Annotated in this window: 22 protein-coding genes; 21 read left to right on the forward strand and 1 reads right to left on the reverse strand. The window is 64.5% G+C overall.

From position 1 onward, the window contains the following. Positions 1-120 precede the first annotated feature (120 nt). Positions 121-1374: an FAD-dependent oxidoreductase gene (locus EN862_RS28945; protein WP_127867570.1), complete on the reverse strand. Its 1254-nt coding sequence runs from the start codon at positions 1372-1374 to the stop codon at positions 121-123. Positions 1375-1807: 433 nt separating this feature from the next. Here EN862_RS28945 and EN862_RS28950 point away from each other — a divergent pair, with 433 nt between their 5' ends. From EN862_RS28950 to infB, 21 genes are all read left to right on the forward strand, one after another. Further along, the gene (locus tag EN862_RS28950; protein WP_127867644.1) at positions 1808-3097 is read left to right on the forward strand and encodes an imelysin family protein; all 1290 of its coding nucleotides are present in this window, start codon (positions 1808-1810) and stop codon (positions 3095-3097) included. Between the two features lie 62 nt (positions 3098-3159). Next, complete coding sequence (locus EN862_RS28955) at positions 3160-3471, forward strand: (2Fe-2S)-binding protein (RefSeq protein WP_127867569.1); 312 nt, start codon at positions 3160-3162, stop codon at positions 3469-3471. Further along, positions 3437-3922 (forward strand): bacterioferritin, encoded by a 486-nt coding sequence (gene bfr, locus EN862_RS28960; RefSeq protein ID WP_040985970.1) that lies wholly within the window; start codon positions 3437-3439, stop codon positions 3920-3922. Before EN862_RS28955 ends, bfr begins: the two co-directional genes overlap by 35 nt. A 12-nt stretch (positions 3923-3934) precedes the next feature. Continuing rightward, positions 3935-5536, forward strand: coding sequence for a di-heme oxidoredictase family protein (locus EN862_RS28965; protein ID WP_127867568.1), 1602 nt, complete (start codon positions 3935-3937; stop codon positions 5534-5536). A 20-nt stretch (positions 5537-5556) separates the two neighbouring features. Continuing rightward, positions 5557-6630, forward strand: a complete 1074-nt coding sequence (locus tag EN862_RS28970; protein ID WP_127867643.1) for an imelysin family protein — start codon at positions 5557-5559, stop codon at positions 6628-6630. A 61-nt stretch (positions 6631-6691) separates the two neighbouring features. Beyond that, positions 6692-7798 carry a DUF1513 domain-containing protein gene (locus EN862_RS28975; RefSeq protein ID WP_127867567.1) on the forward strand — a complete coding sequence of 369 codons (1107 nt, stop codon included), beginning with the start codon at positions 6692-6694 and terminating at the stop codon, positions 7796-7798. A 151-nt stretch (positions 7799-7949) separates the two neighbouring features. After that, positions 7950-8639 (forward strand): tRNA (adenosine(37)-N6)-threonylcarbamoyltransferase complex dimerization subunit type 1 TsaB, encoded by a 690-nt coding sequence (gene tsaB / locus EN862_RS28980; RefSeq protein ID WP_127867566.1) that lies wholly within the window; start codon positions 7950-7952, stop codon positions 8637-8639. After that, complete coding sequence (locus EN862_RS28985; RefSeq protein ID WP_040985961.1) at positions 8639-9133, forward strand: N-acetyltransferase; 495 nt, start codon at positions 8639-8641, stop codon at positions 9131-9133. The genes tsaB and EN862_RS28985 overlap by 1 nt, the downstream gene beginning before the upstream one ends. 27 nt (positions 9134-9160) lie before the next feature. Then, complete coding sequence (locus EN862_RS28990) at positions 9161-9961, forward strand: lysophospholipid acyltransferase family protein (RefSeq protein ID WP_127867565.1); 801 nt, start codon at positions 9161-9163, stop codon at positions 9959-9961. A gap of 73 nt (positions 9962-10034) precedes the next feature. Continuing rightward, positions 10035-11444 carry a tRNA (N6-isopentenyl adenosine(37)-C2)-methylthiotransferase MiaB gene (miaB, locus tag EN862_RS28995; protein WP_127867564.1) on the forward strand — a complete coding sequence of 470 codons (1410 nt, stop codon included), beginning with the start codon at positions 10035-10037 and terminating at the stop codon, positions 11442-11444. 84 nt (positions 11445-11528) lie between these two features. Next, positions 11529-12521, forward strand: coding sequence for a PhoH family protein (locus EN862_RS29000; protein WP_245431563.1), 993 nt, complete (start codon positions 11529-11531; stop codon positions 12519-12521). Between the two features lie 12 nt (positions 12522-12533). Next, entirely contained in the window at positions 12534-13031 is a 498-nt protein-coding gene (gene ybeY / locus EN862_RS29005; protein ID WP_127867563.1) for an rRNA maturation RNase YbeY, read from the forward strand. A gap of 27 nt (positions 13032-13058) precedes the next feature. Next, a complete protein-coding gene (locus tag EN862_RS29010; RefSeq protein WP_127867562.1) occupies positions 13059-14135 on the forward strand; it encodes a hemolysin family protein in 1077 nt (358 codons plus the stop codon). A gap of 119 nt (positions 14136-14254) precedes the next feature. Next, positions 14255-15841, forward strand: coding sequence for an apolipoprotein N-acyltransferase (lnt, locus tag EN862_RS29015; protein WP_127867561.1), 1587 nt, complete (start codon positions 14255-14257; stop codon positions 15839-15841). Between the two features lie 140 nt (positions 15842-15981). Next, the gene (locus EN862_RS29020; protein ID WP_095819313.1) at positions 15982-16404 is read left to right on the forward strand and encodes a helix-turn-helix transcriptional regulator; all 423 of its coding nucleotides are present in this window, start codon (positions 15982-15984) and stop codon (positions 16402-16404) included. A 166-nt stretch (positions 16405-16570) separates the two neighbouring features. Continuing rightward, on the forward strand, positions 16571-17836 hold the full coding sequence (gene metK, locus EN862_RS29025; protein WP_112127969.1) for a methionine adenosyltransferase: 1266 nt from the start codon (positions 16571-16573) through the stop codon (positions 17834-17836). Next, a complete protein-coding gene (locus tag EN862_RS29030) occupies positions 17833-18543 on the forward strand; it encodes a tRNA (guanosine(46)-N(7))-methyltransferase TrmB (RefSeq protein WP_127867560.1) in 711 nt (236 codons plus the stop codon). The genes metK and EN862_RS29030 overlap by 4 nt, the downstream gene beginning before the upstream one ends. A gap of 212 nt (positions 18544-18755) precedes the next feature. Then, the gene (rimP, locus tag EN862_RS29035) at positions 18756-19382 is read left to right on the forward strand and encodes a ribosome maturation factor RimP (RefSeq protein ID WP_127867559.1); all 627 of its coding nucleotides are present in this window, start codon (positions 18756-18758) and stop codon (positions 19380-19382) included. Positions 19383-19427: 45 nt separating this feature from the next. Beyond that, the gene (gene nusA / locus EN862_RS29040) at positions 19428-21023 is read left to right on the forward strand and encodes a transcription termination factor NusA (protein WP_127867558.1); all 1596 of its coding nucleotides are present in this window, start codon (positions 19428-19430) and stop codon (positions 21021-21023) included. A 32-nt stretch (positions 21024-21055) separates the two neighbouring features. Continuing rightward, positions 21056-21706 (forward strand): RNA-binding protein, encoded by a 651-nt coding sequence (locus EN862_RS29045; RefSeq protein WP_127867557.1) that lies wholly within the window; start codon positions 21056-21058, stop codon positions 21704-21706. After that, positions 21703-24285 (forward strand): translation initiation factor IF-2, encoded by a 2583-nt coding sequence (gene infB, locus EN862_RS29050; RefSeq protein WP_127867556.1) that lies wholly within the window; start codon positions 21703-21705, stop codon positions 24283-24285. Before EN862_RS29045 ends, infB begins: the two co-directional genes overlap by 4 nt. Positions 24286-24295 lie beyond the last annotated feature (10 nt).

Consider the following 24295-nt stretch of genomic DNA (forward strand, 5'->3'; position numbering starts at 1 on the left):
GGAACAATCTTTCGCTTTATCCGAAATTATCAGTTTATGATAAGTCAGCGATGTCCGTTTGCCAAGGTTTGGTGTCTTTCGCACCCCCAAGCGCTGTTACCAGCATGTTGGATTGAACAATCAGCCCGTCGCCCTGGCCGGTTCGTCCTGGCTGAAGGCCGCAAGCGCCGCCTTCAGCGCATCCGGCCCGCCCGCCACCGTCTGCGGCGTCGGTGAGAAGCCCGCGCCGAGCATTTTGCGGCCAAGCATGTGGTCGGCCGGCCGATTGACGGATTCGATGCCGAGCAGCCGGCTTCCGGCATAGTGGTAGATCGAGAATTTGTTGTCGGCGAGATCGCCGAGCACCACGTGGCTGTCCCCGCCTTGCGTCAGGCCGACCATCTGCAGCTTCATGTCGCCGATATCCGACCAGAACCACGGCACGGCGGAGAAGGGCTCCACGTGCCCCAGGATGGTGCGCGCGGCAAGCCGCGCCTGGTCGGTGGCGTTCTGCACCGATTCCAGCCGCACGTCACCGCCCGTGAACCAGTGCTGGTAGGAGGCCGCGTCGCCGATGGCGAGGATTTGGGGAACAGAGCTCTGCATATGCTGGTCGACGCGGATGCCGTTGCCGATGGCGAGGCCCGCGGCTTCCGCCAGTTCGACATTGGGCACCACGCCGATGCCGATGATCACCATCTGCGCCGGCAGCCGCTCGCCGCCTGATGTGATCGCGGCCGAGACGCGTCCGTTGTCGCCTTCCAGACCGGCAACGGTGGTGCCAGTCAGGATGCGTACGCCGATCGCCTCCAGGCGCTGGCGCACATGCGTCGCGATGACCGGCGCCACGGCGCGGCCGAGCAGCCGGTCGACGGCCTCGACGACGGTGACGTTGCGGCCGGCGGCCCTGAGCGTCGCCGCGATCTCCAGCCCGATGAAGCCGCCGCCGAGAATGACCACGTCCTCGCTTTGCGCGCTGAGCTCGCGGATCAGGCGCGCGTCGGCCAGCGAGCGCAGCGAGACCACGCCGGCAAGGCCGGTGCCGTCGAGCTTGAGCAGGCGCGGCCGCGACCCGGTCGCGAGGATCAGCCGGTCGAAGGCAAGGTTACCGCCGCCTGCGACATTCAGGCGGCCCGCGCTAGCGTCGATGCCTTCGATCCACACACCAGGCCGAAAATCGATGCTGTTGCCGGTGTAAAAGGCCTCGCCGCGCAACGGCTGCGGCTTGGCCTCGGGATCCTTGATGAAGGTCTTGGACAGCGGCGGCTTGTGATAAGGCAGTTCCTGCTCGTCGCCGATCAGGACGACGGGCCCTTCATAGCCCTCTTCGCGCAGGCTGGCTGCGGCCTGCACGCCGGCATGGCCCGCACCGACAATCACAACCCCGTTCGTCATCGCAATCCTTTTTGCCTTGAAATCTAGGCTGTTGCGCCAAGTGGCGATTGTCTGCCGCCGCCGCAAGAGCCGCCGATCGGGTCGCACCCAGAACGGCTGTCTGTCAATCGAGCCGTCGGTGAACTTTTCCTGCCTTGGTCCGACTTAAAGTTGACATTTGCAGTTTAGAATAATTCTAAACTATTGTTTCAATTGAATTTTTCCTGCGGCGCTAGTTGACTTCCGGCCTTTCCATCGCTTTATGGAGAGCTGCGCGGAAAGCGCATCCCCTTTGATGTCTGGGCCTTGAACCCTTTCGATTGGAGGCAAGTGAGTGTCTTTTTATCGCGAACCGCGCATCGGCGCGGCCACCATTTTTCCCGGCATGCTCATGCCTCGGCGCGGGTGGACACATGCGCCTTTTGTCAAATTCCGAAAGAACTGGAGAAGCATGATGACGGCACGTAATGGCGGCAGGCTGGCTGCGATTTGCGCCACGGCTGCACTGACGGCGGCGGTGTTCGTGTTGCCGGCGAAAGCCGAGACCGACGCCAAAGCAGTGATCAAGACCTATGCCGACATCGCTTTGGCCAAATATGAGGATTCGCTGACCACCGCGCAGGCGCTGGACAAGGCTGTCGATGCGCTTATCGCAAGCCCCTCCGCCGACACGCTGAACGCCGCGCGCGAAGCCTGGAAGGCGGCGCGCATTCCCTACCAGCGGACCGAGGTCTATCGCTTCGGCAACAAGATCGTCGACGACTGGGAAGGCCGCGTGAATTCCTGGCCGCTGGATGAGGGCCTGATCGACTATGTCGCCAAGAGCTACGGCACCGAGTCGGATGAGAACTCGCTCTACACGGCCAACGTCATCGCCAACAAGGAAATCGAGATCAACGGCAAGAAGGTCGACGCCTCGAAGCTGACGCCGGAATTCCTGTCCGGCACGCTGCAGGAAGCCGGTGGCGTCGAGGCCAATGTCGCGACCGGCTATCACGCGATCGAATTCCTGCTCTGGGGACAGGACCTGCACGGCACTGGTCCGGGCGCCGGCGAGCGGCCCTACACGGACTACGACCTCAAGAACTGCACGGGCGGCAATTGCGATCGCCGCGCCGAATATCTGAAATCGGCGAGCGACCTTCTGGTGTCCGACCTGCAGGAGATGGTCGGCAACTGGAAGGAAGACGGCGCCGCGCGCAAGAACCTCACCGAGGGTGACGCGAATACCGGCATCTCCACCATCTTCACCGGCATGGGCTCGCTCTCCTATGGCGAACTGGCGGGCGAGCGCATGAAGCTCGGCCTCTTGCTGCACGATCCGGAAGAGGAGCACGACTGCTTCTCCGACAACACCTACAACTCGCATCTCTATGACGCGATCGGCATCCGCGCCGCCTATCATGCCAGCTACACCCGGCTCGACGGCTCCGTGGTCTCGGGTCCGTCGGTGTCCGACATGGTGAAGGCCGCCGATCCGGCGATCGACAAGGAGCTGTCGGGCAAGCTCGACACCACCGTCGCCAAGATGGAGGCCATCAAGGCGCGCGCGCTGGCCGGCGAGGCCTATGACCAGCAGATCGCCGAGGGCAACACTGCAGGCAACGCCACCGTACAGGCGGCGATCGACGCGCTGATCGACCAGACCAAGTCGATCGAGCGCGCCGTCGGATCGCTCAAGCTGAACCAGATCGCCTTCGAGGGTTCCGACAGCCTCGACGCGCCTGACAAGGTGTTCAAGTAAGGTTTAAACGTAGCCACCAGCCAAGCGGCGCCGGACCGGCGCCGTCAGCCAGAGCAAGTGAAATGCTGATCTGCCATTGCAACATCATCACCGAGAAGGAGATCGAGCAGACGATCGTCGGCCTGCTGGATGAGGATCCCTGGCAACTGATCGTGCCCGCGAAGGTCTACCACGCGATGCGCAAGCGCGGCCGCTGTTGCGGCTGTTTCCCAAATGTGGTGGAAACGATCATTCGGGTCACCGAGAACTACCACGCCCGCTCAGAGGTGGGCGGCGTGGACATCGTTTCACACCTGGATCGCGTGCGAGGCTTGCGCGGCCAATACCGGAGCAGAACCCATGAAAGGCGAACCGCAGATCATCGAGCGGCTTAATGAAGCTCTGTTTCTGGAGCTTGGAGCCGTCAACCAGTACTGGGTGCATTACCGTCTGCTCGAGGATTGGGGCTACACCAAGCTGGCAAAGAAGGAGCGGGCGGAATCGATCGAGGAAATGCATCACGCCGACCGGCTGATCGCGCGCATCATCTTCCTCGAAGGCCACCCGAACCTGCAGTCCGTCGCGCCGCTGCGCATCGGCCAGAACGTCAAGGAAGTGCTCGAATCCGATCTGGCCGGCGAATATGACGCGCGCACCGCCTACAAGCGCTCGCGCGAGATCTGCCACGACGAAGGCGATTTCGTCTCGATGAAACTGTTCGAGGACCTTTTGACCGACGAGGAAGGTCATATCGACTTCCTGGAAACGCAGCTCGACCTGCTCGCCTCGATCGGCGAGGAGAAGTACGGCCTGCTCAATGCCGACTCGGCCAACGAGGCGGAGTAAGGACATGCGGGAATGCGGCGCCCCGTAGACGTTTCGCGCCGCGCCCGGCGGGCCGCAATCGACGGCTTGCCGCTTCAGAAGAGCCCGCGATACCGGACCGGTCGCGGGGCGTCGCTTTTGCTGGCGATCATGCTTTCCGCACCCACGCTGGCCGGCGAGCCGGCCGCTCTGCCGACGAGCCGCACCGACCTGACGCCGAAGGACCAGGCGCGGGTTCTGGCCGTCACCAGGCCAACGACCGACTTCACCAGGCCTGAGCCGTTCGAGCTGATGCAGGGCGGAGCCGGCACGTCGGAGAAGGACGTCAACCGCGATGCCTTCTCGCAGTCCTCAGCCAACATCACTTTCGAGGAAGAGGGCAATTTCAAGCTCGGCAATGCGCTTTTCCGCAAGAACTGGGTGTCGTCGCCGTCGTCGACTCAGGCTTCTGACGGCCTCGGCCCGCTGTTCAATGAGCGCGCCTGCCAGAATTGCCATCTGAAGGATGGCCGCGGCCGCCCGCCGCAAGGTGATGCCGGATCGACGTCGATGTTCCTCAGGCTCGCGCGCGACGCGAGCAGCGCAGAGGAAAAAGCAGCGCTCGCCGACCACAAGGTGCTGAACTTTCCTGATCCTGTTTACGGCTCCCAACTGCAGGAACTCGCCGTCCCGGGCCTCAAGGGCGAAGGCAGGATGCGCGTTGATTACCAGGAGCAGAAGGTCACGCTCGGCGACGGCGCGGTCGTTTCGCTGCGCAAGCCGCGTTACTCTGTCGAAAATCCCGGCTACGGTCCGCTCGATCCGCGCACCACGCTGTCGCCGCGCCTGACGCCGCCGATGATCGGGCTCGGCCTCATCGAGCAGATCGCGCCGGCCGATATCCTCGCCCATGCCGATCCGGACGATCGCGACGGTGACGGCATTTCGGGCCGGCCGAACATCGTGCGCGACGAGCTAAGCGGTGCGGTGACCCTGGGCCGCTTCGGCTGGAAGGCGCAGACCGCCTCGATCCGCCAGCAGGCGGCCGATGCTTTTGCCGGCGATATCGGCATCTCGACTCCGGAAATGCCGAAGCCTTGGGGCGACTGCACGGAGGCCGAGAAGGATTGCCTGGCCATGCCGAACGGCGTGCAGCAGCGGCTGGGCACGGCCGAAGCCCCGCCGCCGGTGATGGACCTCGTCACCTTCTATTCGCAGAATCTGGCCGTGCCGGCGCGGCGCGACATCGCCACACCGCAAGTGCTCGCCGGAAAGAAGCAGTTCTACAACATGGGCTGCATTGCCTGCCACACACCAAAATTCGTCACCATGCGCGGCACGCCCAACAAGGCGCAGGCCTTCCAGCTGATCTGGCCCTATTCCGACTTCCTGCTGCACGACATGGGCGAGGGCCTTGCGGACGGACAACGGGTTGGAGAAGCCACGGGCAGCGAGTGGCGCACCCCGCCGCTATGGGGCATTGGGCTCGCCGCGACAGTCAACGGCAACGCCTTTTATCTGCATGACGGCCGCGCCCGAACGCTCGCCGAGGCGATACTGTGGCATGGCGGCGAGGGGCAGAAGGCGCGCGACCGCTTTGCCGAGGCGGCCGCGGTCGACCGTGAGGCGCTGATCAAATTCCTGGAGTCCCTGTGATGTTAAAACGCGTCGCTCTGATGTCGAAACGCCTAGTCCTTGTTCTTGCGCTATTTCTAGCCGCCGCCTTGCCGGCATCGGCCGCGGTCAAGGCTTCCGATGTCATCGAACGCGCGATCGATGGGTTCGTCCGCCCCGCCTATGCCAGCCTTGACGAGCATGCGGTGGGGCTGACCAAAACGATGCGCCAGCTTTGCAAAACGCCGTCCGAGGAGAATCTCGAAGCGGCGCGCTCGGCGTTTTCCGGCGCGGTCGAGGCCTGGTCGGTGGCCGAGATCATTGCCTTCGGACCGATCAAGGAAAACAACCGGCTGGAACGCATGCTCTATTGGCCGGACCGCAAGAGCATCGGCTTGAGACAAGTGCAGGCCACGCTCGCATCGAAGGATCCGTCAGCCACCGATCCGGTGCAACTGGCGCGAAAGAGCGTCGCCATGCAGGGCCTCGGCGCGCTCGAATATGTGCTCTATGGCGACGGCGCCGAAACGCTTGCAGGGAAGGACGAGCCCTATCGTTGCGCCTATGGCAAGGCGGTCGCCGGCAACGTCGAAACCATGGCCGGCGAGGTGCGCGATGCCTGGCAAAAGCCCGATGGCTTCGCTTCGCTCTGGGCCAATCCCGGCCCGAAGAACCCGCTCTACCGCGACGGCAACGAAGCGGTGACGGAACTGGTCGGCGTCTTCATCAACGAGCTGGACATGATTCGCGATGTGCGGCTCAAGGGCTTCCTTGGCGCCAAGCCGGACGCCGACAAGCCAAAGCAGGCGATCTACTGGCGCTCGCGGAACACGGCGGCCTCGCTTGCCGGAAATCTCTCCGGCATCGACCAGCTGTTCCAGGCTTCCAAGCTAGGCGATGCGCTGCCCGCCGACGCGCAGTGGATGGCCGAGTCCATCCACATCCAGCTCAGCAACGGCATAACAACTGCGAAATCGATCCCCGGCCCGATCGACAAGGCGCTCGCCGACCCCGCGCTGCGCGACAAGCTCGAACATTTCGCGCTGATCACCTCGAGCCTGTCGACCTTGATCGGCACCAGGATGACCGCCGAGTTCGGCCTTACCGCCGGTTTCTCGTCGCTGGATGGGGACTGAGCATGACCCCAAAAAGTTGCAGACTTTTTGGACAAGGTCATGCTCCGAGGGAGATCGTCCCGTGAGAACTCCCCTCATCGACCGCCGCGATTTCCTCCGCGCCGCAGGCGCTGGCTTTGCCGCCGCCATGGCGCCGCGCGCCTGGGCCGAAACGCTGGCCGCCGACGCTGTGTTTGCCACGGCCTTCGTCAAGCGCGGCGGCAGTTTTGGCGCAGCCGTGCTCTCCGAAGCGGGGAAAATCCTGCACAGCATCGATCTGCCGGATCGCGGCCATGACGTCACTTTCGATCCGGTGTCGAAACGCTCGGTCGTTTTTGCCCGGCAGCCCGGCACTTTCGCGGTCGTCTTCGACCATGCCGGCCGCGACAAGCCTCTGACCATTGCCAGCATCGCCGGCCGGCATTTCTTCGGCCATGGCGTGTTCTCGCCCGACGGCGCGCTGCTCTATGCGACGGAGAACGACTTCGACAACGCGGCCGGTGTCGTCGGCGTCTATGACGCGAAGGCCAGGTTCAGCCGCGTCGGCGAGTTCCCGACCTACGGCATGGGGCCGCACGAGCTGCTCCTGCTCGGCGACGGCCGCACTTTGGCCATCGCCAATGGCGGCATCGAAACTCATCCCGACTACGGCCGTGCCGAGCTCAACATCGCGACGATGAAGCCCTCCTACACGCTGGTCGACCGCATCACCGGCGACCTGATCGAAAAGCACGAATTGCCGCCGGCGCTGCATCAGCTTTCGATCCGCCATATGGACCGCGACCAGGCGGGCACCGTCTGGTTCGGTTGCCAGTATCGCGGGCCGGCGACAGACCGCCCCGCGCTGGTTGGCCGTGCCGCGCGCGGCAAGGAGCTCGAGCTCGTGGAGATGCCGCAGGACGTGCTCTCCGGCTTCCGCAACTATATCGGCTCGGTCGCCGCCAATGCCGCGACAGGTACGGTCGCCGTCACCTCGCCGGAGGGCAATTCGCTGGCCGTCATCGATGCCGCCAGCGGAAGCGTGGTCGCGACCAAGTCGCTCGTCGAGGTCTGTGGCCTCGCGCCCGACGGCGCCGGCTTCATGGCGACGACCGGCGCCGGCGAGATCGTCGGCGGCACCGGCGCCATCCGTTCCGAGCCGGATTTTGTCTGGGACAACCACATACTGCGCATTGCGGCCCCGGTTTGATAACCGAGGCCCCTGGAGGCTGGTAAGCAAAGCCGCTTAACATTTCTCAACCTTGGCCCTTGCGGCGGCGGCCCATGCCGGGCAGAGGGAATTGTGTTTCGATCCAGTTCTTTAACCGGCCATATGAAGCTGCCCGAATGAAGCCGACCTTATGAAGCTGCTCGCCATCGATTGCGCTGCCAATCTCTGCGCCGCCTGCGTCTATGACTCGGACGCGGATGCGGAGCTTGGCCGAGAGGTGCGCGATCTCGGCAAAGGGCATGCCGAGCATCTGATGGCCGTCATCGAGACCGCGCTTGAAGCAAGTGGGGCCGGCTATCAGGACCTCAATGCTGTTGCCGTCTCGATCGGACCGGGCTCCTTCACCGGCCTGCGTGTCGGCGTCTCGACCGCGCGCGGCCTGGCCCTGGCGCTGAAAATCCCGGCGATCGGCGTGACGACACTGGAAGCCCTGGCCGCGGAGGGTGCGCATGCCTTTCCCGGGCGCGCTGTGCTTGCCGCGCTCGATGCCGGCCGCGAGGAAATCCACGCGGCGCTCTATGATAGAGCGTTAGTCGAAACTTACGGACCATCCGTAGCCACGCTTGCCGAGGCAGTGACCGTGGCTATCAACGCCGACGCGATCCTTGTCGGAACCGCCGCGCCGCTGATTGCCCAGTCGGCAGGTCGTGTCTTCGACACCGGTCCGGTCGCCGCCACCGCCGATATTGCGACCTATGCCAGGCTGGCCGCCGCCAAGGGACCCGGCGAGAAGCCGAAGCCGCTCTATCTGCGCGGCGCCGACGCCAAGCCGCAGGCGGGCTTCATTCTGCCAAGACAGGGCAAGGGGAACGATTCCTGATGCGCATTCCGTTCTTCCAGCCGCGCCGCAGGGATTATGCGCTGGAACCGCTGACGGTCGCCGACAGCGCCGCTGTCTCGGTGCTGCACCGCGAGGATTTCGTGCGGCCCTGGACCGACGGCGAGTTTGCGGCACTCCTCGAACAGGACACGGTCTTCGGCTATGCCGCGCGTGAGACGGGACAGGGCTCCAAGCCGCCGGTCGGCTTTGTGCTGGCGCGGCTCGCGGCCGGCGAGGGCGAGATCCTGACCGTGGCCGTCGCCCGCAGCCATCGCCGCCAGGGCCTTGGCTGGCAATTGATGGACGCGGTGCTGCGCGAGCTTCATGCGCAACGCGCCGAAGCGCTCTTTCTCGAGGTCGACGAGACCAATGCGCCCGCGATCGGGCTTTACCGCAGGCTTGGCTTTATCCAGGTCGGTCATCGCCCGAACTATTACCGCTCGACCGAGCACGGCCCGACCGGCGCGCTTGTCATGCGCCGCGATCTTCGCTAGCCAATCCGCGCGGTAGGGCGGGAGCGAATGATCAAGAAATTACGGATTTTCCTGGCGCTCTTCTATGTCGTCGTCTGTTCACTGGTGCTGGTGCCGCTGCAGATCCTGTCGATGAAGACGGGGCTCTGGCCCGAAACGTTCATCCTGAAGATCTGGCACGGCATGATCCTGCGGGCGCTGGGCATGCGGGTGCATGTGAAGGGCGCGCTGGCCAAAGACCGCCCTCTGCTGGTGGCTGCCAACCACATTTCCTGGACCGACATCATGGTGCTCGGCTCCTTCGTCGATGTGAAGTTCATCGCCAGGGCCGACATGGAGGGCTGGCCGCTGATCGGCATGCTGTCCAAGCTGCAGCGCACTGTCTTTATCGAGCGCGAGCGCAAGCGCACTTCCGGCGACCAGGCGAGCGAGATCGCCAAAAGGATGGCGAACGGTGACGCCATGGTGCTGTTCGCCGAAGGTTCGACCGGCGACGGCAACCTTGTGCTGCCGTTCAAGAGCACGCTGTTCGGCGCGGCCTCGATGGCGATCTCGGAAGGCGCCGCGGAGCAGGTCTTCATCCAGCCCGTGGCGATCGCCTATACGCGCCTGCACGGCATGCCGATGGGGCGACGCCACCGGCCGATGACCGCCTGGATCGGCGATCAGGACCTGATGCCGCATCTGAAAACCCTGCTTGCCGAAGGCGCGATCGATGCCGAGGTGCATTTCGGCCAGCCGGTGCCGTTCTCCAAGGGCTCGAACCGCAAGGAAACGGCAAGGCTGATGGAAGCCAAGGTGCGCGAGATGATGCAGGCCATCCTCGCCGACCCGGCCAAAAGCCGGTGAGTCCGGGGTTGCGCGGCGCGCCTCGGGCAGAATCGTCTGTTTTTTGTCACGGAAAGGCGGTAGAAGCCGCCCAATGGAACTGAGCACGATTGAAAGCCACGGTATCGGCGCTGCCGCCGAGCGCTCGGCTGGCACTGACCGCACGGCGAAAAAGGTCTTCGTCAAGACCTATGGCTGCCAGATGAACGTCTACGATTCCCAGCGCATGACCGATGCGCTGGCCGCCGACGGCTATGTCGCCACCGACGCCGTCGAGGACGCCGATCTGGTGCTGCTCAACACCTGCCATATCCGCGAGAAGGCGGCGGAAAAGGTCTATTCCGAGCTTGGCCGCATCCGCGACATGAAGGCCGAGCGCGCCGAGGCCGGCCGCGAATTGCTGATCGGTGTCGCCGGCTGCGTGGCGCAGGCCGAGGGCGCCGAGATCATCCGCCGCGCTCCGGCGGTCGACCTGGTCATCGGCCCGCAGACCTATCACCGGCTGCCCGACGTGCTGGCAAGGGTCCGTGGCGGCGAGAAGATCGTCGAGACCGAATATGCCATAGAGGACAAGTTCGAGCATCTGCCGCAGCCGAAGCGTGCCGAGCTTGCCAGGCGCGGCGTCACCGCTTTCCTCACGGTGCAGGAAGGCTGCGACAAGTTCTGCACCTTCTGCGTGGTGCCCTATACCCGCGGCTCGGAGGTCTCGCGCCCAGTGGCGCAGATCGTCGCCGAGGCCGAGCGGCTGGCCGAGGCCGGCGTGCGCGAGGTGACCCTTCTCGGCCAGAACGTCAATGCCTGGCATGGCGTGGGCGAAAACGGCGAGGAATGGGGGCTCGGCCGCCTGCTGTTCCGGCTTGCGGAAATCCCCGGACTGGCGCGGCTGCGCTACACCACCAGCCATCCGCGCGACATGGACGACGAATTGATCGCCGCGCATCGTGACCTGCCCGCCTTGATGCCCTATCTGCATTTGCCGGTGCAGTCGGGCTCCGATCGGATTTTGAAGGCGATGAATCGCAGGCACACGGCACGCGACTACCTGTCACTCATCGAGCGCATCCGCGCCGCCCGTCCCGACATCGCCATGTCCGGCGATTTCATCGTCGGCTTCCCCGGCGAGACGGAGGAGGATTTCGAGGCGACGCTGAAACTGGTGCGCGAGGTGAGCTACGCCTCGGCCTTCACCTTCAAATATTCGCCTCGCCCCGGCACGCCGGGCGCCGAGATGGACGGCCATCTTTCCGAAACTGTGAAGGACGAACGGCTGCAGCGCCTGCAGGCGCTGATCAACGATCAGCAGCGGAATTTCATAACCAGCGTGGTCGGCCGCACCGTCAGCACGCTGATCGAGAAGCCCGGTCGCCGCCCCGGCCAGGTTGTCGGCCGCTCGCCATGGCTGAACCCGGTGATTGTTGACGACAAGGCCGGTGGAATCGGTGACATTATTGATGTGCGAATCACGAAGACAGGCCCCAACAGCCTGTTCGCCGAACTGGCCTGACGGGCCTCGGCAGATGAGGAGAGACGGTTGAGCGCTGCCGAACTGAAGAATCCGCCCCAGAACCAGGCGTCCGGGGCTTCCGACATGGCGCACATCGTACTGACCTTCGACAACAACAAGCTTGCCAGCGCCCTTTATGGTCAGTTCGACGAGAACCTGGCGCGGCTCGAGCAGAAGCTCGGCGTGGATATCCGCTCGCGCGGCAACCAGCTTGCGATCAAGGGCTCGGCTTCGGCCGCCGAACAGGCGCGCCGAGCGCTGGATACGCTCTACGGCATCCTGCAGAAGGGCGTCGACATCGGCCAGTCGGATGTCGATGGCGCCGTGCGCATGGCGATCGCCGCCGACGACCAGCTGACGCTGCCCACCATGGAGCGCAAGGGCAAGGTGTCGGCCGCTCAGATCTCGACACGCAAGAAGACGATCTACGCCCGTTCGCTGACGCAGGACGCCTATATGCGGGCGCTGGAGCGCTCGGAGATGGTCTTCGGCATTGGCCCCGCCGGTACCGGCAAGACCTATCTGGCGGTGGCGCATGCGGCGATGCTCTTGGAGCGCGGCATGGTCGAGCGCATCGTGCTGTCGCGCCCGGCCGTCGAGGCCGGCGAGCGGCTGGGCTTCCTGCCCGGCGACATGAAGGAGAAGGTGGATCCTTATCTGCGGCCGCTTTACGACGCGCTTTACGACATGATGCCCGCCGACAAGGTCGAGCGGGCGATCGCGGCCGAAGTCATCGAGATCGCGCCTCTGGCCTTCATGCGCGGCCGCACGCTGGCGCATGCGGCGGTGATCCTCGACGAAGCGCAGAACACCACGCAGATGCAGATGAAGATGTTCTTGACCCGTCTCGGCGAGAACTCGCGCATGATCGTCACCGGCGATCCGACCCAGATCGACCTGCCGCCCAACACCAAGTCGGGCCTGGTCGAGGCGCTGCGCATCCTCGACGGCGTGCCCGGCATCGTCACCGTCCGCTTCAACGAAGGCGACGTGGTGCGCCACCCGCTGGTCGCCGAGATCGTCAAGGCCTATGACCGCGACGGCAAGCTGGCGCGGGGCCTGGGCGCCGAAAGCTGATCAAAAGGCTATATGGCTGACAATCCAGCATCCAGCGGCGAGACGCCGGTCGATATCGATATTTTCGTCGAGGCCGGCGATTGGCCTGCCGAAGCCGAACTGACGCGCTTGGTCGATCGCGCCGTTGCGGCCGCCTTTGCCGAAACCGGGGCGACCGGCGTCTCCGAGCTCAGCTTCGTTTTTTCCGACGATGCCCACATCCAGACGCTCAACGCCGAATGGCGCGGCAAGGACAAGCCCACCAACGTCTTGTCTTTTCCGGCTTTTCCGTTTCCGAAAGGCGGCAAGCTGCCGCCGATGCTGGGCGACATCGTGCTGGCTTCCGAGACGGTGGCGAGCGAGGCCGCACTGGAAGACAAGCCGCTTGAGAACCATATCACCCATCTCGTTATCCATGGCCTGCTGCACTTGCTGGGTCATGATCACGAGACCGACGCCGAGGCAGAGGAGATGGAAGCGATCGAGCGCGCCGCGCTTGCGAGGCTTGCCATTCCCGATCCCTACGCGTAACAAAAAAGCTCAATTGACCTGATGGCGATGAACGATACACCAGAAACTGCCGCCCGCCCGGACGCCGGCAGTGCTGCCAAGCCTTCCGAAAAGACGGAAGAGGGCTCGAGTCCGAGTATTCCCACCGGCAGCGCGGCCGCTGAGCCGACGCATGCCGGTCCTTCCCTCTTCGACCGCGTGCTCGGCCTGTTCCGGCACCGCAACGGCACCAGCCTGCGCGAGGAGATCGCCGGCGCGCTCGCCGAAACGACGACCGATGCGGAATCCTTCTCGCCCGGCGAACGCGCCATGCTCAACAACATCCTGCGCCTGCGCGAGGTGCGGGTCGAGGACGTCATGGTGCCGCGCGCCGATATCGAGGCGGTCGAGATCAACACCACGCTTGGCGACCTGCTCGGCCTTTTCGAGCAATCCGGCCATTCGCGCATGCCGGTCTATTCCGAGACGTTGGACGATCCGCGCGGCATGGTCCACATCCGCGATGTGCTCGCGCACATCACCAAGGTCGCCCGCGTCAAGAAGGGCCGCACCAGGGCGAAGGCGCCGGTGACGACGGCGCTCGACCTTGCGCAGGTCGATCTCGCGCGCACCATCGGCGATCTCAATCTGATCCGCCAGGTGCTGTTCGTGCCACCCTCGATGCTGGCCTCCGACCTCATGGGCCGCATGCAGACGACGCGCACGCAGATGGCCTTAGTCATCGACGAATATGGCGGCACCGACGGCCTCGCCTCGCTGGAAGACATCGTCGAGATGGTGGTCGGCGACATCGAGGACGAGCATGACGACGACGAGCCGATGATCACGCAGACCGGCGACGGCGTCTTTGTCGTCGACGGCAAAGCCGAGATCGACGAGGTCGCCAAGATGATCGGCGAGGATTTCGCCGCCGGCGAGCATGGCGAATATGTCGACACCATTGGCGGCATGATCTTCAACACGCTCGGCCGGGTCCCGGCCAGGGGCGAAGTCGTGCAAGCCATTCCCGGCTTCGAGTTCCACGTGCTCGACGCCGACCCGCGCCGCGTCAAGCGCGTGCGCATCGTGCAGAGCCCGAAGGGCGAGCGGCAGCGCCGCCGCGCCGCACGCACCGAACAGGCCTGACGTCATCCGGCATGCGCTATTGCGCGACGTTGAATCAGGTCGCGCTTATCCGGGTTTGGATCGGGCACCGCAGCCTGTTAAACCTCTAGCTCCCTGATTCGCGCGACTTGGGAAGCTGGATGCAGCGCTTTGCCGGCCGGATAATTCTGCTGTGGGGGTGGCGGCGGGCGCTGGTGGCCTTTGCCGCCGGAGCGCTGGCGGTGCTTGCCCAGGCGCCTTACGATTTCTTCGCCGTCTGCTTCGTCTCGTTCCCGGTTCTGGTCTGGCTGCTCGACGGCGCCACCGGCGAGGCTTCCGATGGCTGGTTCCGGCGCCTGAGGCCGGCTTTCGCCACCGGCTGGTGGTTCGGCTTCGGTTACTTCCTCGCCGGCCTCTGGTGGATCGGCCAGGCATTGCTGGTCGAGGCCGACAATTTCGCCTGGGCCTTGCCCTTCGCCGTTGTCGGCATCCCCTTCGCGCTCGCCTTCTTCTATGGCTTCGCCGCCGTGGTAGCGCGGCTGTTCTGGAGCAGCGACATCGGCCGCGTCGCCGCGCTTGCCTTCGGCTTCGGCCTCGCCGAATGGCTGCGCGATTTCCTCTTCACCGGCTTTCCCTGGAACGCCGTCGGCTATGCGGCGATGCCGGTGCCGCTGCTGATGCAGAGCGTGTCGGTGACCGGCATGATCGGCATGAACGCGCTCGCGGTCTTCGTGTTTTCGCTGCCCGCGCTGGTCGCGGCGCGCCGGCATCTGAGGCTGGGCCTTGCCCTGTTCGTCATCCTCGTCGCCGGCCATGTCGGCTTCGGCTATGCCAGGCTCGCGGCCCCGGTCGAGCCGGCCCGCTCGATCGACGTTCGCATCGTCCAGCCGTCGGTCGATCTCAGCGAAAAGTGGGACGCCTCGGTGCGCGACCGCATCTTCGCGACTTTGCTGGGGATATCGGGGAAAGCGCCGGAAGAGGGCCATGCCAAGCCGCAGCTCATCCTGTGGCCGGAAACATCGGTGCCCTTCCTGTTCACCGAGCGTCCGGACGCGCTCACGGCTCTGGGCGACATGCTGGCCGACGGCCAGATGCTGATTGCCGGGGTCGTGCGCGAGGAAAGCGGATCGGCGAATGCCGGCAGCCGCTATTACAATTCCGTGGTGGCGATCAACGACAAGGGCGAGATCGTCGACGCCGTCGACAAGGTGCATCTGGTGCCCTTCGGCGAATACCTGCCCTTCGCCGATCTTTTCGAACGCTTCGGCATAGGCCAGCTCGTTGCCGGACCGATGAATTTCGCCGCCGGCAACGAGCGGCATCCGATCAGTCTGCCGGGCGGCCTGCGCGCCGCGCCATTCATCTGCTACGAGGTGATTTTTCCCGATCTCGTCGCGGCCGACTCTGCGTCATCTGACGTGATCGTGAACGTCACCAACGACGCCTGGTTTGGCGACACACCAGGCCCGTATCAGCACTTCAGGCAGGCCCAGATTCGCGCGGTGGAGAACGGATTGCCGCTGTTGCGCGCGGCCAACAACGGCATCTCCGCGGTCGTCGATTCGCGCGGGCGCATCATCGATGCGCTTGCAGTCAACGCGCGCGGCGCCATCGACGCGCATGTACCGGTCTCCGGGCGCGCCCTTCTGCCTCCCGAACAGCGGCGAATTAACGGATTGCTGATCATGTTGCTGTTTGCGCTGGCGGCCTTCACATTGAATGTAAGGCAGCGGCTACGGGTGAATTGACAGTCGGCACATTAGAAACTCATACTGTAACGCCTAAAATTTTCTCGAAGTCGGTTGGAGGGTTCTGTTGGGGCAGGTGGCTCCGGCTTCATATGGGCGGAACAAAATAGAAAAAGCCGGAAAAATTCGGCGAGGAAAAAATGACAGAAGAGAACAAGAAGAAGCCGAATCCGATCGACATTCATGTCGGGAGTCGCATTCGGCTGCGCCGCAATATGCTTGGAATGAGCCAGGAAAAGCTGGGTGAAAATCTCGGCATCACCTTTCAGCAGATCCAGAAGTATGAAAAGGGCACGAACAGGGTTGGCGCCAGCCGTCTGCAGGCGATCGCCTCCATCCTGAGCGTTCCTGTCGCCTTCTTTTTCGAGGACGCCCCGGGCGAGGAGACCGGCGGCGGCAACCGGGGATTTGCCGAAGACTCCTCGATGGCCTTCGCCATCGAATTCTGTGGCAGTCCCGAAGGGCTTCAGCTCAACCGAGCTTTCGTCAAGATCGGCGACGTCAAGGTGCGCCGCCGGATCATCGATCTAGTGAAGGCGCTCTCCGCCGAAGACGCCGATTGATTTTTACCTATGCCGCCGGCAGCGCCCTGCCGCCGGTGGCATAGCCGGCCTCGCCTACATTCATGCCAGATCCGTCGCCCCGCTTGACGAGCGGCGCCCGGCACCGCTAACACGTGGCGCGCCAAAAATCGGCAACCTGCCGATTTTTTTTCGAGAGGGGACACCCGTGACGCGGCAGAATTATCTCTTCACCTCGGAATCCGTCTCCGAGGGTCATCCCGACAAAGTTTGTGACCGCATCTCCGACGAAATCGTCGATCTGGTCTATCGCGAAGCCAAGAAGACAGGCATGGATCCGTGGAAGGTTCGCGTCGCCTGCGAAACGCTGGCCACCACCAACCGCGTCGTCATCGCCGGCGAAGTCCGCGTCCCCGACACACTCTTGAAGAAGGACAAGGCGGGCAACGTCCTCAAGGATGCGTCCGGCCATCCCGTGGTCAATCCGACCAAGTTCAAGTCGGTTGCCCGCAAGGCGATCCGCGAGATCGGCTACGAGCAGTCCGGCTTCCACTGGAAGACCGCCAAGATCGACGTGCTGCTGCACGGCCAATCCCCCGATATCGGCCAGGGCGTCGACAATGCCGCCGACCGCCAGGGCGAGGAAGGTGCCGGCGACCAGGGCATCATGTTCGGTTACGCCTGCCGCGAGACGCCCGACCTGATGCCGGCGCCGATCTATTACAGCCACAAGATTCTCGAACTGCTTGCCGCCGCGCGCCATGAAGGCAATGGCGAGGCCGGCAAGCTCGGCCCGGACGCCAAGAGCCAGGTCACCGTGCGCTATGCCGACGGCAAGGCGGCGGAAGTCACGCAGATCGTGCTCTCCACCCAGCATCTCGATGCCAGCTGGGACTCCAAGAAGGTCCGCAAGGTCGTCGAGCCCTACATCCGCGAGGCGCTTGGCGAGCTGAAGATCGCCGAGGACTGCAACTGGTACATCAACCCGACCGGCAAGTTCGTCATCGGCGGGCCTGACGGCGATGCCGGCCTCACCGGCCGCAAGATCATCGTCGACACCTATGGCGGCGCGGCACCGCACGGCGGCGGCGCCTTCTCGGGCAAGGACACCACCAAGGTCGACCGTTCGGCCGCCTATGCGGCGCGCTACCTTGCCAAGAACGTGGTGGCGGCCAAGCTCGCCGACCGCTGCACGATCCAGCTCTCCTACGCCATCGGCGTCGCCCAGCCGCTATCGGTCTATGTCGACCTGCACGGCACTGGCAAGGTTGACGAATCGAAGCTTGAAGAGGCGCTGCGCAAGGTGATGGACCTGTCGCCGTCGGGCATCCGCCGTCACCTGGACCTCAACAAGCCGATCTACGCAAAAACCTCGTCCTACGGCCATTTTGGCCGCAAGGCCGGTCGCGACGGTTCCTTCTCCTGGGAGAAGACCGATCTCGCCAAGGCGCTCAAGGACGCCGTCGCCGCCTGACGCCAGCGAACGCAAAGGACAGGCCGAGCCGGGCGACCGAAGGATTCTTCGGCCGCCGGCACGGCAAGACCATACGCCCGCAGCAGGCGATCGCCCTCGAAAGCGGCTTGCGCGAATACCGGCTCGACCTGACGGCACAAGCGCCGGCGGATTTGAGGACCTTGTTCAAGGCCGAGGTTTCGGCGTTGCAGCTGGAGATCGGCTTTGGCGGCGGCGAGCATCTCCTGCACCGCGCCAAGGAAGCGCCGGAGACCGGCTTCATCGGCGTCGAGCCCTTCGTCAACGGCATGGCCAAGATGATGACGGCGCTAGCCAAGGCGCCGCTTGGCAATCTGAGGGTCTATGACGACGATGCCACCCGCCTGCTCGACTGGCTGCCGTCAGGCTCGCTAGACGGCATCGACCTGCTCTATCCCGATCCATGGCCGAAGAAGAAGCACTGGAAGCGCCGCTTCGTCGGCGCCGCCAATCTCGGCCGCTTCGCCCGCGTCCTGAAGCCGGGCGGCAGGTTCCGCTTCGCCTCCGACATCGACAGCTATGTCAACTGGACGCTGCTTGCCTGCCGCGCTCACGGCGCCTTCCAGTGGCAGGCTGGAGAGGCTGCGGATTGGCATCGACCCTATGAGGGTTGGCCCGGCACGCGTTACGAGGCCAAGGCGATACGCGAGGGACGGCGGCCGGCTTATCTGACCTTTATCCGGGGATAGGTGGCAGCCGGGGCCTGTGTATTACATTTAGCCAGCGATGGCCGCGACAATTGTAGGCATCGCCGCAAACCCTGCCTGCAGGCTTGAAACACTGGCGGCAATCGTCTATATCAGCGTCAAATTCTTGGTCGGTATGACGAAGAGTGGGTCCACCCGGTCCCGCTCTTTTTTGTTACCCGCCGGCCGGAACCCAAAAAAGCGACAGGGATCTGATGACTGCAGCGGCAAGCGAGGCCGACGACCGTATCATCCGCGAAAGCGGCATCGATGCGCGCATTGCGCTGATCGTACAGCCGGTGCTCAAGGCCATCGGCTTCCGTCTCGTGCGGGTGCAGTTGACCGGTCAGAACGGGCTGACGCTGCAGATCATGGCCGAACGCGAGGACGGCACCATGACCGTCGAGGATTGCGAAGAGGTCAGCCGTGCGGTGTCGCCGGCCCTCGATGTCGATGATCCGATCGAAAAGGCGTATCATCTCGAAGTGTCCTCGCCCGGCATCGACCGGCCGCTGGTGCGCAAGTCGGATTTCACCACCTGGACCGGCCATCTGGTCAAGCTGGAGACATCCGTCCTCGTCGGCGACCGCAAGCGCTTCAAGGGCAAGATCGCCGCGGCCGACGCCGACGGCATCCTTATCGAACGCGACAAGGCGGCCTATGGCGAGGAGCCGACTGTGCGCGTGCCTTACGACGCGATCGCCGAGGCCCGGCTGGTGCTGACCGACGATCTCATCCGCGATGCCCTGTCGAAGGACAACCGGGCGCGCAAGGAAGCCAGGAAACGCCGCGGCGAAGCGGAAGACGCCGCCGAGGAAAACGAAACCGAACAGGAAAGTTGATAGCGCCGCCGGGCTGAGGTCCGAGGCGAAATCGGGAGAAAGACAATGGTTGTAAGCGCCAACAGGCTTGAACTGCTGCAGATCGCCGATGCGGTCGCGCGTGAAAAGTCGATCGACAAGTCGATCGTCATCGCCGCCATGGCCGATGCGATCCAGAAGGCGGCGCGCTCTCGCTACGGCCAGGAGACCAACATCCGCGCCGACATCAACCCGAACACCGGCGAGATGAAGCTGCAGCGGCTGATGGAAGTGGTCGATAACGTCGAGGACTACGCGACGCAGATCGCGCTTTCCACGGCGCGGGAGCGCAATCCCGACGCCCAGCTCGGCGACTTCATCGCCGAGCAGCTGCCGCCGATGGATTTCGGCCGTATCGCCGCCCAGTCGGCCAAGCAGGTCATCGTGCAGAAGGTGCGCGAGGCCGAACGCGATCGCCAGTATGACGAATACAAGGATCGCATCGGCGAGATCGTCAACGGCACCGTCAAGCGCGTCGAATATGGCAACGTCATCGTCGATCTCGGCCGCGGCGAGGCGATCATCCGCCGCGACGAGCTGATCCCGCGCGAGAACTATAAGTATGGCGACCGCGTCCGCGCCTATGTCTATGACGTGCGCCGTGAGCAGCGCGGCCCGCAGATCTTCCTGTCGCGCACCCATCCGCAGTTCATGGCCAAGCTCTTCACCATGGAAGTGCCGGAAATCTATGACGGCATCATCGAGATCAAGTCGGTGGCCCGCGACCCCGGTTCGCGCGCCAAGATCGCCGTCATCTCGCGCGATTCCTCGATCGATCCGGTCGGCGCCTGCGTCGGCATGCGCGGCAGCCGCGTCCAGGCCGTGGTCGGCGAATTGCAGGGCGAGAAGATCGACATCATTCCGTGGTCGCCTTCGGCCGCTTCCTTCATCGTCAACGCGCTGCAGCCGGCCGAAGTCGCCAAGGTGGTGCTCGACGAGGATGCCGAGCGCATCGAGGTGGTGGTGCCGGACGACCAGCTCTCGCTGGCCATCGGCCGCCGCGGCCAGAACGTGCGCCTGGCCTCGCAGCTCACCGGCTGGGATATCGACATCCTGACCGAGCAGGAAGAGAGCGAGCGCCGCCAGAAGGAATTCGTCGAGCGTTCGGCGCTGTTCATGGAAGCCCTCGACGTCGACGAGATGGTCGGCCAGGTGCTTGCCTCCGAAGGCTTCACCAGCGTCGAGGAAGTCGCCTATGTCGATTCCGGCGAAATCTCCTCCATCGACGGTTTCGACGAGGACACGGCTTCGGAAATCCAGACCCGCGCCCGCGAATATCTGGAGAAGATCGAGGCCGAGCATGACGAAAAGCGCAAGGCGCTGGGCGTCAAGGACGAACTGCGCGACATCCCCGGCGTCACCACCGCCATGATGGTGACGCTCGGCGAGGACGGCGTGAAGACGATCGAGGATTTCGCCGGTTATGCCGCCGACGACCTGATCGGCTGGAAAGAGCGGAAGGACGGCGAGACCAAGGTCTATCCGGGCGTTCTCGCCTCTCACGGCGTCTCGCGCGCCGATGCCGAGCAGATGGTGCTTGCCGCCCGCAAGCAGGCCGGCTGGATCACCGAGGAAGAACTCGCCGCCGAAGAGGCGGTGGCCGGCGAAACCGTCGGTGCGTGAGGTGACCACCAATCGCAAAGCCCGTGGACGAGATGAACGATCGCACTTGCATCGTTACGCGCAGGCAGGCCGAAGCGGATGAACTGATCCGCTTCGTCGTCGGCCCGGATTCGGCCGTCGTTCCGGACATCAAGAGAAATCTGCCCGGCCGCGGTTGCTGGGTCACCGCCGATCGCCTACATATCGACAAGGCAGCGGCGAAGAACCTGTTTGCCCGCGCATTCAAGGCGCAGGTGACCGTTCCGGCCGATCTCGGCGGCATGGTCGATGGGCTGCTTTCCAGATCCGCTCTGGGCATGCTTGGCCTTGCCCGCAAGGCTGGCGCCGTCGTTCTTGGCGCCGCCAAGGTCGAGGGTGCGGTGCGCGACGGGCAGGCGCTGCTCGTGCTGCATGCGGCAGAGGCGTCGGACGACGGTGTCCGCAAGATCAGTCAGGCGCGGCGGGCGACCGTCCATCTCGGCGGCCCCGCCATCCTTGCCTACAAACTTTTCTCCGAGGCCGAGTTGAGCTTGGCATTGGGGGGTACAAATGTGATACATGCTGCCGTCCTCGCGCAGGACGCGGGACTGGCGGTTGAGAAGCGCGTTGTTGCGCTCGACCGATATCGGGGCGGTACCCCGAACGATCTGGCAATGCTTGCGGCCGTTGCCGACGAAGATGATGCCGCAGAGGATATGGAATGAACGATACGAAATCGGGCGACGACAAGACGTTGAGCGTTACGCCGAAGAAGACCTTGACGCTGAAGCGGCCCGGCCTCGAGCAGAGCACCGTGCGCCAGAATTTCTCGCACGGCCGCACCAAGTCGGTCGTCGTCGAGACCAAGAAGCGCAAGTTCTCGCTGCCCGGCGACAAGCCGGAGCCGGTGGCGCCGTCCGTGTTCACGCCGAAGCCCGCCGCGGCAGCCCCTGTCGCCGCCGCGCCTGTCGTGCAGGAAGCGCCGAAGGCGCCGCCTCCGCCGCCGGAGCGTTCGGGCATGGTCCTGAACGAGCTGTCACGCGGCGAGATGGAAGCGCGCCGCAGGGCGCTGGAAGGCTCCAAGGCCCGCGAGGCGGAGGATCGCCTGCGCGCTCAGGAAGATGCCAAGCGTCGCGCCGAAGAAGAGGAGCGCCGCAAGCGCGAGCGCGACGAATCCGCGCGCCGTCAGGCGGAGGAAGAAGCGCGCCTGCAGGCCGAGGCCGAGTCGCGGCGTCGTGCCGAGGAAGAGGCTCGCCGTCGCGCGCCGCAGGCAGCCGATGTCGCTACGGCCGATGACGAGGAAGAAGCCAAGCCGAGGCGCGCCGGTGCCGGTGGTGGAGCCAGCGCGCCGCCGCGCCGTCTCGCGACCCCGGAAGTGGCCCGTCCGGCCAAGCCGACCAAGGGCGAGGAAGATCGCCGCCGTGGCAAGCTGACGCTCAATTCGGCGCTGTCGGATGACGATGCGCGCGGCCGCTCGCTGTCGTCGATGCGCCGCCGCCAGGAAAAATTCAAACGCGCGCTCCACAATGAGCCGCGCGAGAAAGTCATGCGCGAAGTGATCCTGCCCGAAACCATCACCATCCAGGAACTGGCGCAACGCATGTCCGAGCGCGCCGTGGACGTGGTCAAGTTCTTCATGAAGCAGGGCCAGATCCTGAAGCCGGGCGACGTCATCGACGCCGATACGGCCGAGCTGGTGGCTTCCGAATTTGGCCACACGGTCCGCCGCGTTGCAGAGTCCGACATCGAGGAAGGCCTGTTCAACATCGCCGACCGTCCGGAGGACCTGGTGTCGCGTCCGCCGGTCGTGACCATCATGGGCCATGTCGACCACGGCAAGACCTCGTTGCTCGATGCCATCCGCAACGCCAATGTTGTCTCCGGCGAGGCCGGCGGCATCACCCAGCATATCGGCGCCTACCAGATCGAGAAGAACGGTCAGAAGATCACCTTCATCGACACGCCCGGCCACGCCGCCTTCACGGCCATGCGCGCCCGCGGCGCTCAGGTCACCGACATCGCCGTGCTGGTGGTGGCGGCGGATGACAGCGTGATGCCGCAGACGATCGAATCGATCAATCACGCCAAGGCGGCCGGCGTGCCGATCATCGTGGCGATCAACAAGATCGACAAGCGCGACGCCGATCCGCAGAAGGTGCGGACCGAACTGCTGCGCCACGAAGTGTTCGTGGAATCGATGGGCGGCGAGGTGCTGGACGTCGAGGTTTCGGCGACCAAGGGCACCAATCTCGACAAGCTGCTCGAAGCGATCCTGCTGCAGGCCGAAGTTCTCGACCTCAAGGCCAATCCTGACCGCACCGCCGAAGGCGCGGTGATCGAAGCCAAGCTCGACAAGGGCCGCGGTCCGGTCGCCACCGTTCTGGTGCAGACCGGCACGCTGATGCCGGGCGACATCATTGTCGCCGGCAACGAGTGGGGCCGTGTGCGCGCGCTTGTCGACGACCGCGGCGAGCATGTACCGGAAGCGCCGCCGGCGATGCCGGTCGAGGTGCTTGGCCTTCAGGGCACGCCGCAGGCCGGCGACCGCTTTGCCGTCGTCAACAACGAGGCCCGCGCCCGCGAGATCACCGAATACCGTCAGCGCCTGGCGCGCGACAAGGCGGTGGCCAAGCATGCCGGCCAGCGCGGCTCGCTCGAACAGATGATGTCGCAGTTGCAGACGAGCGGGCTGAAGGAATTCCCGCTGGTCATCAAGGGCGACGTGCAGGGCTCCATCGAGGCGATCAACGCCGCTCTCGAAAAGCTCGGCAACGACGAGGTCAGGGTGCGGATCGTCCATTCGGGCGCCGGCGGCATCACCGAAAGCGACGTCTCGCTGGCAGAGACTTCGGGTGCCGCGATCATCGGCTTCAACGTCCGCGCCAACGCGCAGGCGCGCACGGCCGCGGCTGCCGCGGACATCGAGATCCGCTACTACTCGATCATCTACAACCTCGTCGACGACGTGAAGGCGGCCCTTTCCGGCATGCTTTCGCCGGAACGCCGGGAGACCTTCATCGGCAATGCCGAGATCCTCGAGATCTTCGACATCTCCAAGATCGGCAAGATCGCCGGCTGCCGCGTCACCGAAGGCAAGGTCGAGCGTGGTGCGGGCGTGCGCCTGATCCGCGACAACGTCGTCGTCCACGAAGGCACGTTGAAGACGCTCAAGCGCTTCAAGGACGAGGTTTTGGAAGTGCCGGCTGGCCAGGAATGCGGCATGGCTTTCCAGAACTACGAGGACATGCGCGTCGGCGACGTCATCGAATGCTTCCGCGTCGAGATGGTGAGCAGGACGCTCTAATTCGGGTATA

The organism is Mesorhizobium sp. M2E.F.Ca.ET.219.01.1.1 (assembly GCF_004016445.2).
In the GTDB taxonomy this organism is placed as follows: Bacteria; Pseudomonadota; Alphaproteobacteria; order Rhizobiales; family Rhizobiaceae; genus Mesorhizobium.